This window comes from Tardiphaga robiniae, from assembly GCF_013359755.1.
Lineage (GTDB): Bacteria > Pseudomonadota > Alphaproteobacteria > Rhizobiales > Xanthobacteraceae > Tardiphaga > Tardiphaga robiniae.
The window spans coordinates 175,205-189,721 of sequence record NZ_JABMCJ010000085.1 but is presented as its reverse complement, the minus strand read 5'-3'; the positions used below and the strand labels follow the sequence as shown (position 1 = coordinate 189,721).

Genomic DNA, 14,517 nt, shown 5'->3' with positions numbered 1-14,517 from the left:
AATTTTCGCTGGATTTAGAGATGGGGCAGAGTTTTACCACCGGGATTAATGCAACTTTAGGTTATCCCCACCAGCGTGGTTCCGCGGATTGGAACCGCGTAAAATGGCAGGAGAGAACATGAAGAACATGATCAAGAAATTCTGGTCGGACGAATCGGGAGCGACTGCGATCGAATACGGGCTAATCGCCGCCGGCATCTCGCTGGCCATCATCGCCGTCGTCAACGGCCTCGGCACCAACCTCAACGGCAAGTTCACCGAGATCAACGGGTCGCTGAAGTAACCGCCACGACGTGGACACCGGCTTGAGGTTCTCAGCCGAATAAGTCTTGCTTGATGACTGACGTCGCAATGGGCCCGAGGCTGTCGGGGTGCCAGGCGACGAACAGGCCAGGCGACATAAAGACAATCGCCGGCAGCCACGTCGGCACGCCGTGATGCAAAACTCCTCCGACAAGAAAAAAGGACCGCTTGCGATAGCAAGCGGTCCAAGTCTAGGGAGGAAACGCCCAAGGAGGGCAGCGATAGCGCAAGCGCTACCGCACCGCAACAATATGCAGCCGCGACGCACCAAGTGCAAGAGTTTTCGGGCAAATTTCCATGCAAATTTCGCATGGTGATCGCACCATTCAGGCATAGGCGTCATAATTTCTACAAGCAAAATCAACGCGATATAGAAATGACAGTAGCTTTGACCTATTTAAGAAATGATCATATATTCATTTCATTGACCAATTTCTGATGCCGGACATCAGGAATCTTAGGGAAATCGCAATCCGATTCAGTGCTGTGGCTTAGGGGAATCGCAGAGAGATTTCGATCACCGCAGATGCGAGTCGTTGCCCTGCGCTGTATAGGAAGCGACACGTCCCCATCCAGCAGCCGCAACAAAGGACCTCTCCGTGACGGTCATCGACTTCAACGCCTTCATTGGTCGTCTTGCGACCTCGTCGGGCGAGACCATCCTGCCGTTCTTTCGCACCTCGCTGAGTATCGACAACAAGAACAGCACCGATTTCGACCCGGTCACGGAAGCCGACCGCGCTGCCGAAGCGGTGATGCGCCGGCTGATCAAGGCCAACTTCCCCCAGCACGGCATTGTTGGCGAGGAATTCGGTACCGAACGCGAAGACGCCGAATATGTCTGGGTGCTCGACCCGATCGACGGCACCAAATCCTTCATCTCCGGCTTCCCGATCTGGGGCACGCTGATCGCGCTGCTGCATCGGGGCACACCGGTCTATGGCATGATGCACCAGCCCTATATCGGCGAGCGCTTCAGCGGCGACAGCGGCTCGGCGCGCTACCAGGGCCCCAACAACACCACCCGCAAGCTTGCCGTGCGCCGCTGCGCATCTCTGAAGGACGCCACGCTGTTCACCACCAGCCCGCGGCTGATGGGCGACGCCGATCGCGCAAAATTTCACGACGTCGAAAAAGGCGTGCGGCTGACGCGCTACGGCGGCGATTGCTATTCCTATTGCATGCTCGCCGCTGGTCATCTCGACCTCGTCATCGAGACCGAGCTGAAGCCCTACGATATCGCAGCCCTGATCCCGATCATCACCGGCGCCGGCGGCGTGGTGACAACGTGGGAGGGCAAGCCCGCGCAGAACGGTGGCCGCATCGTCGCCGCCGGCGACCCGCGCGTGCATGAGGCGGCGCTGAAGATCCTCAACGCCTGATCGGGCACTGCTACGCCCGCGCTGCAGCCCGCAGATGCTCGATCATCTGCTGCGCGGGACGGGATAACGTCTTCAGGCTGCGAAAGCAGATCGCCAGTCTGCGGTTCGCCCAGGGATCGCGAATGCGGATCAGCGCCAGCGCCGTCGACCGCGCGCAGCGCCGTGCGGCGACTTCCGGCACAATCGCAATGCCGACCCCCGCCGCCGCCATCTGACACATCGCATCGAAATCCCGCATCTGCGCTCGGTAGCGCAGTCGCGCGCCCAGCTTCGCCGCATATTTGCCGATGTGGTTCTGCAGCGCGGTCGCGTTGGTGAGGCCGATGAAGTCGCGGTCGATGATCTCATGGAAATCGATATGTCGCCGGCCGGCGAGATCGCTGCGCGGCGCCGTCACCAGCATCAGCCGGTCTTCGTTGAAGGTGAAGCGTTCCAGACTGTCCGGCAGCGTATGCTCGGCAGCGAAGCCGAAATCGGCGATGCCGGCGGCGATCGCCTGGGCGATATCGGCGCTCTCGCGCTCCTCGACCTCGAGGCTGACATTGGGGTGCTCGCGTAGGAAACTCGCAAGCGCCTTCGGCAGATGTTCGGACAGGCCCACCGTATTGGCCAGCATCGACACACTGGCCTTCATGCCATTGGCATAGGCCGCCATGTCGCCGCGCATGGTCTCGACATTCTGCATGACGATGCGGGCATGGCCGAGCAGGCTCTCGCCAGCCGCCGTCAGCGTAACGCCGCGCCGGCCCCGTTTCAGCAATGGCACGCCGATCGTCGCCTCCAGCCCCTTGATTCTCGCACTAGCCGAAGCCAGCGCCAGATTGGCAGCGGCAGCACCCGCGGTGATACTGCGCGCCTCGGCCACCGCGACGAACAGCCTGAGATCGACAAGGTCGGCATGCATGGTGTTCTCCGCGCCAGCCTTCGTTAAAGACGAAGGCTTTCTCCGTAACCTCCAGATTGTGCCTGTGCAGCCGATCGGTCAATGTGCCTGCATCATGTTCGATTCCTCACTCATTCTGATCGCTGCAGTCTTCGCGCTCGCCGGCTTCGTCAAAGGGGTCATCGGCCTCGGCCTCCCGACCGTTTCGATGGGCCTGCTCGCCGTCGCCATGCCGCCGGTGCAGGCGCTGGCCATCGTCATCGCCCCCGCGATCGTCACCAATATCTGGCAGACTTTCGTCGGCGGCTATTTGCGCGACATCATCCGCCGGCTGTGGCCGCTGATGCTCGGCACCGCTTTCGGTATCTGGAGCAGCGGCGGGCTGATGACCGGCCCCTATGCGCGCTACGGCACCGTCGTGCTCGGCATCCTGCTGGTGATCTATGGTGCCATCAGCCTCGTGAAATTCCAGCTAAGCGTCGCAAAACAGAACGAAGGGTGGGTCGGCGGCGTCGTCGGCCTTGTCACCGGTGTCGTCGCTGCCGCCACCGGCGTGCAGGTGATCCCGTCGATGCCCTTCATGCAGTCGATTGGCATGGAAAAGGACGAGCTGATCCAGGCGCTCGGTGTCTATTTCACCGTCTGTACTCTCGCACAGGCCTTCAACCTCTCCAGCGCCGGTCTGCTGAATGCCTCCATAGCGCTGTCGGGCCTCGTTGCCATGGTGATGGCCTTTGCCGGCATGTTCATCGGCCAGATGGTGCGTATGCGGATGCATCCCGACCAATTCCGCCGCTGGTTCCTGATCGCGATGATGCTGCTCGGCGTCTATCTGGCCGGCGTCGAGACGTGGGAAATTCTGAAGTAACTAACGCGTCTCCAGCATCGCCACGCGGATGCCGAGATAGATGAAGACGCCGCCGAGGGCGCGGTTGATCCACATCATTGCCTGACTGGATCGCCGGACGCGGCTGGCGGCTTTGGCCGCGACAATGGCCGTGCCGAGCCCCCAGATCGTGCCCGTGCTGATGAAGATCAGCCCAAGTACGATGAAAGCCAACGCCTTGCTGGGCGCATCCACGTCGACGAATTGCGGCAGGAAGGCGAGAAAGAACAGCGCCACCTTCGGGTTCAGCGCGTTGGTGAAGGCGCCCTGCCAGAACACCTGCCGAAGCGACAGCAGCGGCTTTTCCGCAGCGTCGTTCGTTGCAACTGTCGATGCCCGCGCACGCAGCATCTGCACGCCGGTGTAAAGCAGATAGGCCGCACCGATCCATTTCACCGCTGTGAAGGCATAGGACGAGGCCGCCAGCAGCGCCGACAATCCGACCGCCGCGGCGAACACATGGACGAGGCATCCCGCACTGATCCCCAGCGCCGCCGCGACACCGCCACGCCAGCCCATCTGCACGCTGCGCCCGACGATATAGGCCGTGTCCGGCCCCGGCGTGATGTTGAGCAGGATGCCGGACAGGATGAAAAGCCAGAGGCCGTGAATACCAAGCATAGGATGTGTCCGTTATTTGAACAGCGGCGTCCCCGGCACGAATGCATCGAACGCCGCCCAGAATTGCTGGCGATAGCGATCTTGCTCCTGCAGGATCTCGTGACGGGAGCCGGCGATCACCAGATGCGACCCGGCACGCAGGTGATAGGCGAATTCCTCGATGGCCGGCGTCGACACGACCTGGTCGTTGCTGGCCGCCAGCATCAGGATCGGCTGACGGATCTTCACGGGATAGCTGGCCTCGCGAAAGCCATGCATCCCACGGATCGCCGTATCGGCCCAGGCCACCGTCGGCGAGCCGATGCCGAGCGTCGCGTCCTCTTCGAGGATTGCCGCGTTGCGCGCATAGCGCACAGGATCGCTGGTCAGCTTGTTGTTGGGGAATGACGAGGTCCCGACCAGCTCACCATTGCCGCCGGGAATGTAGTTGCCGCCCTGCCCGGTCCAGCGCATGACACGCAACAGCAGCCGCGCCGGCAGCGAGGTCGAACGGCCCGGCAGATCGATCATCGGCGCCGACAGCACCATGCGATCGAACCAGCGCTTGCCGGAATGCGCCACACGCAGCATCACCGCGCCGCCCATCGAATGCGCCAGCGCGAAATAGGGCGGAGGGCAATCCGGCATCACCACCTGCTGCACGAAACTTTCGACGTCGATCTCGAAATCCGAGAAGCTGCGCACATAGCCCTTGCGGCCATCGCGCAACTGCCGCGACGAATGGCCCTGCCCGCGCCAGTCGATCATGGCCACTGCAAAGCCGCGGTCGCGCAGGTCGCGCACGGTCTCGAAATACTTCTCGATATATTCGCCGCGCCCGCTGAACACGCAGACCGTGCCCTTGCGCCCGGTCGTCGGCGCCCAGCGCGCGAAACGTAGCTCAGCGCCGTCCGGCGTCTTGATGGTGCCGGACACGGCCCCCTCGGGAACGGGGTTGGCGGGAATGGAGACGAGCGTCATGGCGGGGGACCGGTTAGGCGAAAAACGCGGGATTTCAAGGGCGGGAGACAGGTCGGCGCGAATCTTTCGGCCCCCCTTGCGAGCCGCCAGACCCCTCCCATATCAGCTTCATGCAGGCCTCTCTAGGCTGCATGACACGAAAGCCCGGCCCTTATGGCGGGCGGGTTATTGCAACAGTCGCTCAATGGAGGACTATCCAATGCGTAGCTATGATCTCACCCCGTTTTATCGTTCCACCGTCGGTTTCGACCGCCTGTTCAATCTGCTCGATCAGAGCACAGGTGACGCAGCGCCGGGCTATCCGCCCTACAATATCGAGCGCACCGGCGAGAACGAATACCGTATCAGCGTTGCCGTTTCCGGCTTTGCGCAGAACGAGCTTTCCATCGTCGCGAAGGAAAACACGCTGACGATCAAGGGCGAGAAGGCTGCCAACGAGAATGGCAGCAAGGCCGAAGTGCTCTATCGCGGCATCGCCGCCCGTGCCTTTGAACGCGCCTTCCAGCTTGCCGATTTCGTACAGGTGAAGAACGCCTCGCTCGAGAACGGCCTGCTTCATGTGGACCTCGTCCGTGAGATCCCGGAAGCCAAGAAACCCCGCAGCATTCCGATTTCCACCAGCGCGGTCAGCGCACCGCAGGTGGTTGACGGCTCGGCCGAGAAAGTCGCCGCGTAACCGCGACTTTGTACTTGAAGTATGTGACCTGAAGTAAGTGTAGTTGTTGAACGAACGCCCCGGAGCAATCCGGGGCGTTTTTTCTTGATCCGGCCCGGACTATTCCAGCCCCTGGGCAGGAGGCGGCGTTTCCGCAGCCGGCGGTGTCGCAGGCTTTGCTTCTGTCGCCGGCGCAGCGACTGTCGGAGCAACAGCGTCCTTCTTCTCGGGCACTGCCGGTGTTGCCGGAGCAGCCCCGGTCGTTTCCGGCGCCTTCGTCTCGGCGGGCTTCTGCTCCGTCACGGCCGATTGCTGCACGGGCGCAGCGGCCGGCGGCGTTTCAGGTGGTTTGACTGCGACCGGCTTGGTCTCGGCTGGCGTAACAGGCTTGGCCGGTGCCGCAACCGCGCGCGCCGGCGGCCGCTTCGGCAGCGGCACGCTCGTCGTGCGGCTGGCAACCTTCGGCGCGGGCGTTGCCGTCCCGGCTGTAAACGGCGGGCGGCGATATTGCGGCAGGGTCGGCACTGCGCCTTGCGGGCCATAGCGCGTGTCGATCTCCTCGCTCATCCGGTCGCCCATGCGATAGGCCGGAATGAAGCGCAGAATGCGTCCGCTGCGCGCATCGATCACCAACCGGCCGTCCTCGCCGTCGAGATCGATCGCCGCGACCGTGTAGATGAGGCCGCGTTGCTGCGGCATGCCGAGGGCGGAGAAGCCGGCCTCGCGCAGGATCGAATAGACCTCACGCAGCGGCAGCACCGCCAGATCATAGCCACGGCGCAACACGCCATAGGGGCGCGGCTCCGCATATTCCACGGGCGGCATAGCCGCATAGGGACCGCCGACATCGGAGACCTGCGCCACAACGGCAACGTCGCCGCGCATCGGCGGCAGCGCCTGCGCCTGTGCAGCACCACTCGCCAGCAACAGACCGGCCGAGGCCAGACATCCCACAAGTACCTTCATTGCATGCTCCTTCGACGCCCCCGCGCCCGGAGAGTGTTCAACTTCCTGAACCTCACGCTTCGCTCGCCTGCCAGCACCGCTGCCACAGGCGTTAACGAGCACTGCGCAACCTCACCGCTGAATCCGGCAGCCCTTGGGCCAGCCTTTGGCCGGAACGCGGCACCTCCGGGCTGAATGTGTCCACGCCAGCTTGGACAATTTGGCATGCGTTGTTGCTATGCGACGACGGACTCAAGCGCGCTTGTGTGCTAGATAAAAATTTGGCAAAGTCCTGGTTAGGACAGCATCACTGTCGCAATTTTTGGTGGCAAATCCGGCACAGGGTTTGCAACATAAGCAGGCGTCGCGACTAAAAAACACGCCTGCTGAGACGAAATGCCTTTAAGGCGAGATATGGGGTGGCCGCCGGGGACGATGGGCACCACCAGTCTGAATTCTGAAAACGAGGCTCGCAAGACGCGCGAGCGGTAGCCCGAACGGGTTCCGCGAGCGTCAAAGGTGCGCCGACAAGGGTGGCAGAACCCCGACGGGGGTTGAGAGGACGAAGATGAGCGGATCAGAGCACGAGCGCCAGTTGATCGAAACCGGCACGCATTCGGCGGCCCCGGCTATCAAATCGGCTAACGTGAAAGACACCGCCATCAAACCGGAACTCCATACCTACCGTCCGCCGGCGCTGGGCCTCTATGACCCGTCGCAGGAAAAGGACGCCTGTGGCGTCGGCTTCATTGCCAACATCAAGGGCCGCAAGTCGCATCAGATTGTGTCTGACGCGATCAGCATCCTGTGCAACCTCGAGCACCGCGGCGCCACCGGCGCAGATCCGCGCTTTGGCGACGGCGCCGGTATTCTGGTGCAGATCCCGCATAAGTTCTTCGTCCGCAAGACTGCGGAACTCGGCTTCAGCCTGCCGGAGCCTGGCCAATACGCCATCGGCGCGCTGTTCATGCCGCGTGATACCGCGTGGCGGAAAGTCATTCAGGGCATCATCGGCGACCAGATTAAGGCCGAAGGCCTGAAGCTGCTCGGCTGGCGCGACGTCCCGACCGACAACGCATCGCTCGGCGAAAGCGTGAAGCCGACCGAGCCTGCCAACATGCAAGTCTTCATCGGCATCGGCAAAGCCAAGATCGCCGACGAGGACGAATTCGAACGTCGTCTGTACATTCTCCGCAAGTCGATCTCGCAGGCGATCTATCAGCGCCGCGAGCGCGGCCTTGCCGGCTACTATCCGTGCTCGATGTCGTGCCGCACGATCATCTACAAGGGCATGTTCCTCGCCGACCAGCTCGGCAGCTACTATGCCGACCTGCACGAAGAGGATTTCGAAAGCGCGCTGGCACTGGTGCATCAGCGCTTCTCGACCAACACCTTCCCGACCTGGTCGCTGGCGCATCCGTACCGCATGGTCGCGCATAACGGCGAAATCAACACGCTGCGCGGCAACGTCAACTGGATGGCGGCGCGTCAGGCGTCCATCGAGTCCGAACTGTACGGCAAGGACATCAGCCGTCTGTGGCCGATCTCCTATGAAGGCCAGTCGGACACCGCCTGTTTCGACAACGCGCTCGAATTCCTGGTACAGGGTGGCTACTCGCTGCCCCACGCCGTGATGATGATGATTCCGGAAGCCTGGGCCGGCAATCCCCTGATGGATGAGCAGCGCCGCGCCTTCTACGAATATCACGCCGCGATGATGGAGCCGTGGGACGGCCCTGCCGCGCTCGCCTTCACCGACGGTCGACAGATCGGCGCGACGCTGGACCGTAACGGTCTGCGCCCCGCACGTTATCTCGTCACCAAGGACGACCGCATCGTGATGGCGTCCGAAATGGGCGTGCTGGCGATTCCGGAAGAAGACATCATCACTAAGTGGCGTCTGCAGCCCGGCAAGATGCTGCTGGTCGACCTTGTCCAGGGCCGTCTGATCCCTGACGACGAGATCAAGGCGACGCTGGCCGCAAGCCATCCCTATAGCGAGTGGCTCGAACACACCCAGATCGTTCTGGAAGAGCTCCCGGACGCGGCGGCCAAGGGCCAGCGCTCCAACCTGCCGCTGCTCGATCGCCAGCAGGCCTTCGGCTACACCCAGGAAGACGTCACCATCCTGCTGACGCCGATGGCGTCGCAGGGCGAGGAAGCGTCGGGCTCCATGGGCACCGACACGCCGATCTCGGCGCTGTCGAGCAAGCCGAAGCCGCTGTTCACCTATTTCAAGCAGAACTTCGCGCAGGTCACCAACCCGCCGATCGATCCGATCCGTGAAGAGCTCGTCATGAGCCTCGTCTCGATCATCGGACCGCGGCCGAACCTGTTCGACCTGCAGGGCGTCGCCACCACCAAGCGTCTCGAAGTGCGCCAGCCGATCCTGACCGACCAGGATCTCGAAAAGATCCGCTCGATCACCGATGTCGCCGAGTCGCACTTTGTCTCGCGTACCCTCGACACCACCTTCCATGCCGGTTTCGGCGCGGCAGGCATGGAGCAGGTGCTGGATGAACTGTGCGCCCGCGCCGAAGCTGCGGTGCGCGAAGGCGTCAACATCATCATCCTGTCCGATCGCATGGCCGGCTCGGATCGCATTCCGATCCCGTCGCTGCTGGCTTGCGCCTCGGTGCATCACCACCTGATCCGCACCGGCCTGCGCACCTCGGTCGGCCTGGTCGTCGAATCCGGCGAACCGCGCGAAGTGCATCACTTCGCCTGCCTCGCCGGCTATGGCGCCGAAGCGATCAACCCGTATCTGGCCTTCGAATCCATCATCGCCATGAAGGACCGGCTGCCGGTGCAGCTCGACGACTACGAAATCGTCAAGCGCTTCATCAAGTCGATCGGCAAGGGCCTGCTCAAGGTCATGTCGAAGATGGGCATCTCGACCTACCAGTCCTATTGCGGCGCGCAGATCTTCGACGCTGTCGGCCTGCGTCAGGAATTCGTCACCAAGTACTTCACGGGCACCCACACTAAGATCGAAGGCGTCGGCCTCGCCGAAATTGCCGAGGAAACCGTGCGTCGCCACAACGAGGCGTTCGGCGAGATCCAGATCTACAAGACCGCCCTCGATGTCGGCGGTGAATACGCCTATCGAAGCCGTGGTGAGGATCACGCCTGGAACGCCGAGTCGGTATCGCTGCTGCAGCATGCGGTGCGCGGCAACTCGCAGGATCGCTACAAGGCCTTCGCCAAGATCCTCAACGAACAGTCCGAGCGTCTGCTGACGCTGCGCGGTCTGTTCAAGATCAAGACGGCCGAAGACGAGAAGCGCAAGCCTGTGCCGCTCGAGGAAGTCGAATCCGCTGCGGACATCGTCAAGCGCTTTGCGACGGGCGCCATGTCCTACGGCTCGATCTCGCGCGAGGCGCATACCACGCTGGCCATCGCCATGAACCGGATCGGCGGCAAGTCGAACACCGGCGAAGGCGGCGAGGAGTCGGATCGCTACAAGCCGATGCCGAATGGCGACAGCATGCGCTCTGCTATCAAGCAGGTCGCCTCAGGACGGTTCGGCGTTACCACGGAATATCTCGTCAATTCCGACATGATGCAGATCAAGATGGCGCAGGGTGCGAAGCCCGGCGAAGGCGGTCAGTTGCCCGGCCATAAGGTCGACGCGACGATTGCCGCCGTCCGCCACTCGACCCCGGGCGTCGGTCTCATCTCGCCGCCGCCGCATCACGACATCTATTCGATCGAAGACATCGCGCAGCTGATCTACGACCTCAAGAACGTCAATCCGACGGGCCAGGTCTCGGTCAAGCTGGTGTCGGAAATCGGCGTCGGCACGGTCGCCGCGGGCGTCGCCAAGGCGCGCGCGGACCATGTGACCATCGCCGGCTTCGAAGGCGGCACCGGCGCTTCGCCGCTGACCTCGATCAAGCATGCGGGTTCGCCATGGGAAATCGGTCTTGCCGAAACCCATCAGACCCTGGTTCGTGAACGGCTGCGCAGCCGCATCATTGTCCAGGTCGACGGCGGCTTCCGCACCGGCCGCGACGTCGTCATCGGCGCGCTCCTCGGCGCCGACGAATTCGGCTTCGCCACAGCGCCTTTGATTGCTGCCGGCTGCATCATGATGCGCAAGTGCCATCTCAACACCTGCCCGGTCGGCGTCGCGACGCAAGACCCGGTGCTGCGCAAGCGCTTCACCGGCCAGCCCGAGCACGTCATCAACTACTTCTTCTTCGTCGCCGAGGAAGTCCGCGAGATCATGGCCCAGCTCGGCTATCGCAACTTCGACGAGATGGTCGGCCAGGTGCAGATGCTTGACCAGTCGGCCCTCGTGTCGCACTGGAAGGCCAAGGGTCTCGACTTCTCCAAGCTGTTCGTGCGCCAGCCCGAACTGCCCGGCCAGAAGATCTATCACACCGAAGATCAGGACCATCACCTGGAAGCCGTGCTCGATCGCGAGTTGATCAAGCAGGCGCAGCCCGCGCTCGATCGCGGCGCGCCGGTGAAGATCGATACCAAGATCAACAGCACCAACCGTTCGGCCGGCGCCATGCTGGCGGGCTCGGTGGCCAAGATCTACGGCCATGCCGGCCTGCCCGACGACACCATCAAGGTGTCGCTGAAGGGCACCGCCGGTCAGGCCTTCGGCGCCTGGCTGTGCAAGGGCATCACCTTCGATCTCGAAGGCGAAGGCAACGACTATGTCGGCAAGGGTCTCTCGGGCGGCAAGATCATCGTGCGCCCGCCCGCCCATTCCGCCATCGTGCCGGAGGAGTCGATCATCGTCGGCAACACCGTGATGTATGGCGCGATCGAGGGCGAGTGCTATTTCCGCGGCGTCGCCGGCGAGCGTTTCGCCGTGCGTAACTCGGGTGCCGTGGCCGTCGTCGAAGGCGCCGGCGATCACTGCTGCGAATACATGACCGGCGGCATCGTCGTGGTGCTGGGCAAGACCGGCCGTAACTTCGCGGCCGGCATGTCCGGCGGCGTGGCTTACGTGCTCGACGAAACCGGCGACTTCCCGAAGCTGTGCAACATGGCGATGGTCGAACTCGAACCGGTTCTCTCGGAAGAGATGATCGCCGAGAACACCTATCACCACTCCGGCGATCTCGAAGCCCATGGCAAGGTGGACGTATTCGCCAACTTGCTCGATAGCGACATCGAGCGCCTGCATGTGCTGATCACGCGTCACGCGAAATATGCCGGCTCGGCCAAGGCTGCGATGATCCTCGCGGACTGGAAAACCTGGCTGCCGAAATTCCGCAAGGTGATGCCGGTCGAGTACCGCCGCGCGCTGCGCGAGTTGAAAGCGAAAAGCGCCGAGGCCGAACCGCAGATCGCGATCGGCGCGTAAGGAAAAAGGCCCTCATGGTGAGGAGGCGCGCAGCGCCGTCTCGAACCATGAGGGACAAATCACGCATCCTTCGAGACGCGGCCAAGTGGCCGCTCCTCAGGATGAGGACGGAATTTGGAACTTAAGAGTTCAGAGGCGTCAGTTGTAATGGGCAAGATCACGGGTTTTCTGGAAATCGATCGTCACGACCGCAAGTATGCGCCGGTTGCCGAGCGCCTGAAGGGCTATAACGAGTTCGTCATTCCGCTCAGTGAGAAAGACACCCGCGATCAGGCCGCGCGCTGCATGAATTGCGGCATTCCCTATTGCCACGGCACCGGCTCGGTTCAGCCCGGCACGCCCGGCTGCCCGGTCAACAACCAGATCCCGGACTGGAACGACCTCGTCTATAGCGGCAACTGGGAAGAAGCCTCGCGCAACCTGCACTCGACCAACAACTTCCCGGAATTCACCGGCCGCATCTGTCCGGCACCGTGCGAAGCCTCGTGCACGCTGAACATCGATGACAACCCGGTCACCATCAAGACCATCGAATGCGCCATCGTCGACAAGGCATGGGACAATGGCTGGCTGAAGCCGCAGGTCTCCGCTGTGAAGACCGGCCGCAAGGTCGCCGTGATCGGCGCCGGTCCCGCCGGCATGGCCTGCGCACAGCAGCTCGCGCGCGCCGGCCACGACGTCCATGTCTATGAGAAACTCGCCAAGGCCGGCGGGTTGATGCGCTATGGCATTCCCGACTTCAAGATGGAAAAGCACATCATCGATCGCCGCGTCGCGCAGATGGAAGGCGAAGGCGTCACCTTCCATTACGGCAAGGCTGTCGGCGGCACATCACCCGGCGCCATCGACCCCGCCGAATTGCTCAAGGAATATGAAGCCATCGCGCTGACCGGCGGCGCCGAGCACGGCCGCGACCTGCCGATCCCCGGCCGCGAATTCGACGGCATCCATTTCGCGATGGACTTCCTGCCGCAGCAGAACCGCCGCGTCGGCAACGAGCCGCTCGGCGACGTCAAGGAGATCCTGGCCGGCGGCAAGCATGTCGTCGTCATCGGCGGCGGCGACACCGGCTCCGACTGCATCGGCACCTCGCTGCGTCAGGGCGCGCTGTCGGTGACCCAGCTCGAAATCATGCCGGCGCCGCCCGAGCAGGAGAACAAGGGCCTGACCTGGCCGAACTGGCCGCTGAAGATGCGGACCTCGTCGAGCCAAGCCGAAGGCGCCAAGCGCGAATTCGCCGTGCTGACGCAAAGCTTCGAAGGCGTAGACGGCAAGGTCACCAAGCTGAACTGCGTGCAGGTCGACGACAAGTTCAAGCCGATCCCCGGCTCGGAATTTTCGTTGCAGGCCGACCTCGTTCTGCTGGCGATGGGCTTCGTCCATCCCGTCCACGAAGGCATGCTGAAGACCCTCGGCGTCGATCTCGACCAGCGCGGCAACGTCCGCGCCCCGACGACGGATTTCGCGACCTCCCTGCCCAAGGTGTTCTCCGCCGGCGACATGCGCCGCGGCCAGTCGCTGGTGGTCTGGGCGATCCGTGAGGGCCGGTTGTGCGCCCGCGCCATCGATCAGGCGCTGATGGGAACGACGACGCTGCCGAGGTGAGGGCCGCGAGTGATCTAACTCTGAGCTTCAAGAGCCTCGACGCGAAAGTGTCGAGGCTCCTTTCTTATCCCTCCCCCTTGTGGGGAGGGTGGACGGCCGTAAGGCCAGCCGGGTGGGGGTAGCCCAGAGCTCCGATTATCGACTCCATCACGCCATCCAGATTCCGATCCACCTCGAAATTCCAGAACCGGTGCACCTCGCCGGCAAAGTCCGCCATGCGCTCCATGTCACGCGCACGCTGGTCGCGTCTGTAGTTGACGACAAAACGCAGAAACTCTGCATTGAAACGCTCTGGGCATCCCGGCCCCGTATCCGCACGCACCCGTCCCCAGCCCAAAGTCGCTCGACGTAAAACGCGCCACAGGCAAAGACCGGTTGAATAATCCAGATGGATCAGCGTATCGGCCCGCGCCAGCCGCGACACAAGCGTGCCACTGTAATTTCCATCCATGACCCAGTACGGTTCAGCCGCCAACGCCTCGACTGTCGTGCGCCAGACGTCGCTATCCGGCATGCGCCAACCAGGCAGCCAATAATGACGGTCGAGATGAATGACTGGCAGGCCAGTGATTTCAGACAGCGCACGAGCTGCCGTACTCTTTCCCGCGCCTGGACAGCCGACGATCAAGATGCGTTTCAAAGCAAGAACTCCGCGGAGCAGCAATGCCCTTTTCCCGCTCTTGCATAACGAGCGGGTACGCCACGCTTGAGGGACAAGGGACCTTCGCCATTCTTACTCATGGCGGCTATGACTTTAACGACATATTTCGATATTGACATGATTCCTATAAGGGCTGATATTCCTATCACTCTGTCCAACGAGGGGCGCTTCTCGAGGGCGTCTTTGGAGGTGGGACAGGGTGCGGCGCCCGCGGACGTGCCTCGCAAGCACGGACTCGGGAGGTCCTGGGTAGCCGTCCGGGCCCACTACGGGGCTCTGCCGCTTGCGGC

Annotated in this window: 11 protein-coding genes; 6 read left to right on the top strand and 5 right to left on the bottom strand. The window is 62.7% G+C overall.

The annotated features are described in order from the left end of the window. Positions 1-118: 118 nt before the first annotated feature. Positions 119-283, top strand: coding sequence for a Flp family type IVb pilin (locus tag HP556_RS16495; RefSeq protein ID WP_175367776.1), 165 nt, complete (start codon positions 119-121; stop codon positions 281-283). Between the two features lie 619 nt (positions 284-902). Continuing rightward, on the top strand, positions 903-1,685 hold the full coding sequence (gene hisN / locus HP556_RS16490) for a histidinol-phosphatase (protein WP_120287185.1): 783 nt from the start codon (positions 903-905) through the stop codon (positions 1,683-1,685). 10 nt (positions 1,686-1,695) lie between these two features. Here the strand turns inward: hisN and HP556_RS16485 are convergent, their stop codons facing one another. Next, a complete protein-coding gene (locus tag HP556_RS16485; protein WP_120287186.1) occupies positions 1,696-2,589 on the bottom strand; it encodes a LysR substrate-binding domain-containing protein in 894 nt (297 codons plus the stop codon). A 94-nt stretch (positions 2,590-2,683) separates the two neighbouring features. On the opposite strand from HP556_RS16485, the gene HP556_RS16480 reads away from it, so the two are divergent. Beyond that, the gene (locus tag HP556_RS16480; protein WP_120288012.1) at positions 2,684-3,436 is read left to right on the top strand and encodes a sulfite exporter TauE/SafE family protein; all 753 of its coding nucleotides are present in this window, start codon (positions 2,684-2,686) and stop codon (positions 3,434-3,436) included. Here HP556_RS16480 and HP556_RS16475 read toward each other — a convergent pair whose 3' ends face one another. Both HP556_RS16475 and HP556_RS16470 read right to left on the bottom strand, forming a co-directional pair. Continuing rightward, a complete protein-coding gene (locus HP556_RS16475) occupies positions 3,437-4,075 on the bottom strand; it encodes a LysE family translocator (protein WP_120287187.1) in 639 nt (212 codons plus the stop codon). It lies immediately after the preceding gene. Positions 4,076-4,087: 12 nt separating this feature from the next. Beyond that, positions 4,088-5,035, bottom strand: coding sequence for an alpha/beta fold hydrolase (locus HP556_RS16470; RefSeq protein ID WP_120287188.1), 948 nt, complete (start codon positions 5,033-5,035; stop codon positions 4,088-4,090). 199 nt (positions 5,036-5,234) lie between these two features. Here HP556_RS16470 and HP556_RS16465 point away from each other — a divergent pair, with 199 nt between their 5' ends. Next, positions 5,235-5,711, top strand: a complete 477-nt coding sequence (locus HP556_RS16465) for an Hsp20 family protein (protein WP_068730352.1) — start codon at positions 5,235-5,237, stop codon at positions 5,709-5,711. A gap of 99 nt (positions 5,712-5,810) precedes the next feature. Here HP556_RS16465 and HP556_RS16460 read toward each other — a convergent pair whose 3' ends face one another. Further along, positions 5,811-6,656, bottom strand: coding sequence for a hypothetical protein (locus HP556_RS16460; RefSeq protein WP_175367775.1), 846 nt, complete (start codon positions 6,654-6,656; stop codon positions 5,811-5,813). Positions 6,657-7,203: 547 nt separating this feature from the next. Between HP556_RS16460 and gltB the strand changes: the two genes are divergently transcribed. Then, a complete protein-coding gene (gltB, locus tag HP556_RS16455) occupies positions 7,204-11,961 on the top strand; it encodes a glutamate synthase large subunit (protein WP_093757196.1) in 4,758 nt (1,585 codons plus the stop codon). A gap of 147 nt (positions 11,962-12,108) precedes the next feature. Then, a complete protein-coding gene (locus HP556_RS16450; RefSeq protein WP_175367774.1) occupies positions 12,109-13,566 on the top strand; it encodes a glutamate synthase subunit beta in 1,458 nt (485 codons plus the stop codon). Positions 13,567-13,630: 64 nt separating this feature from the next. Here HP556_RS16450 and HP556_RS16445 read toward each other — a convergent pair whose 3' ends face one another. Then, positions 13,631-14,206 (bottom strand): P-loop NTPase family protein, encoded by a 576-nt coding sequence (locus HP556_RS16445; protein ID WP_175367773.1) that lies wholly within the window; start codon positions 14,204-14,206, stop codon positions 13,631-13,633. Positions 14,207-14,517 lie beyond the last annotated feature (311 nt).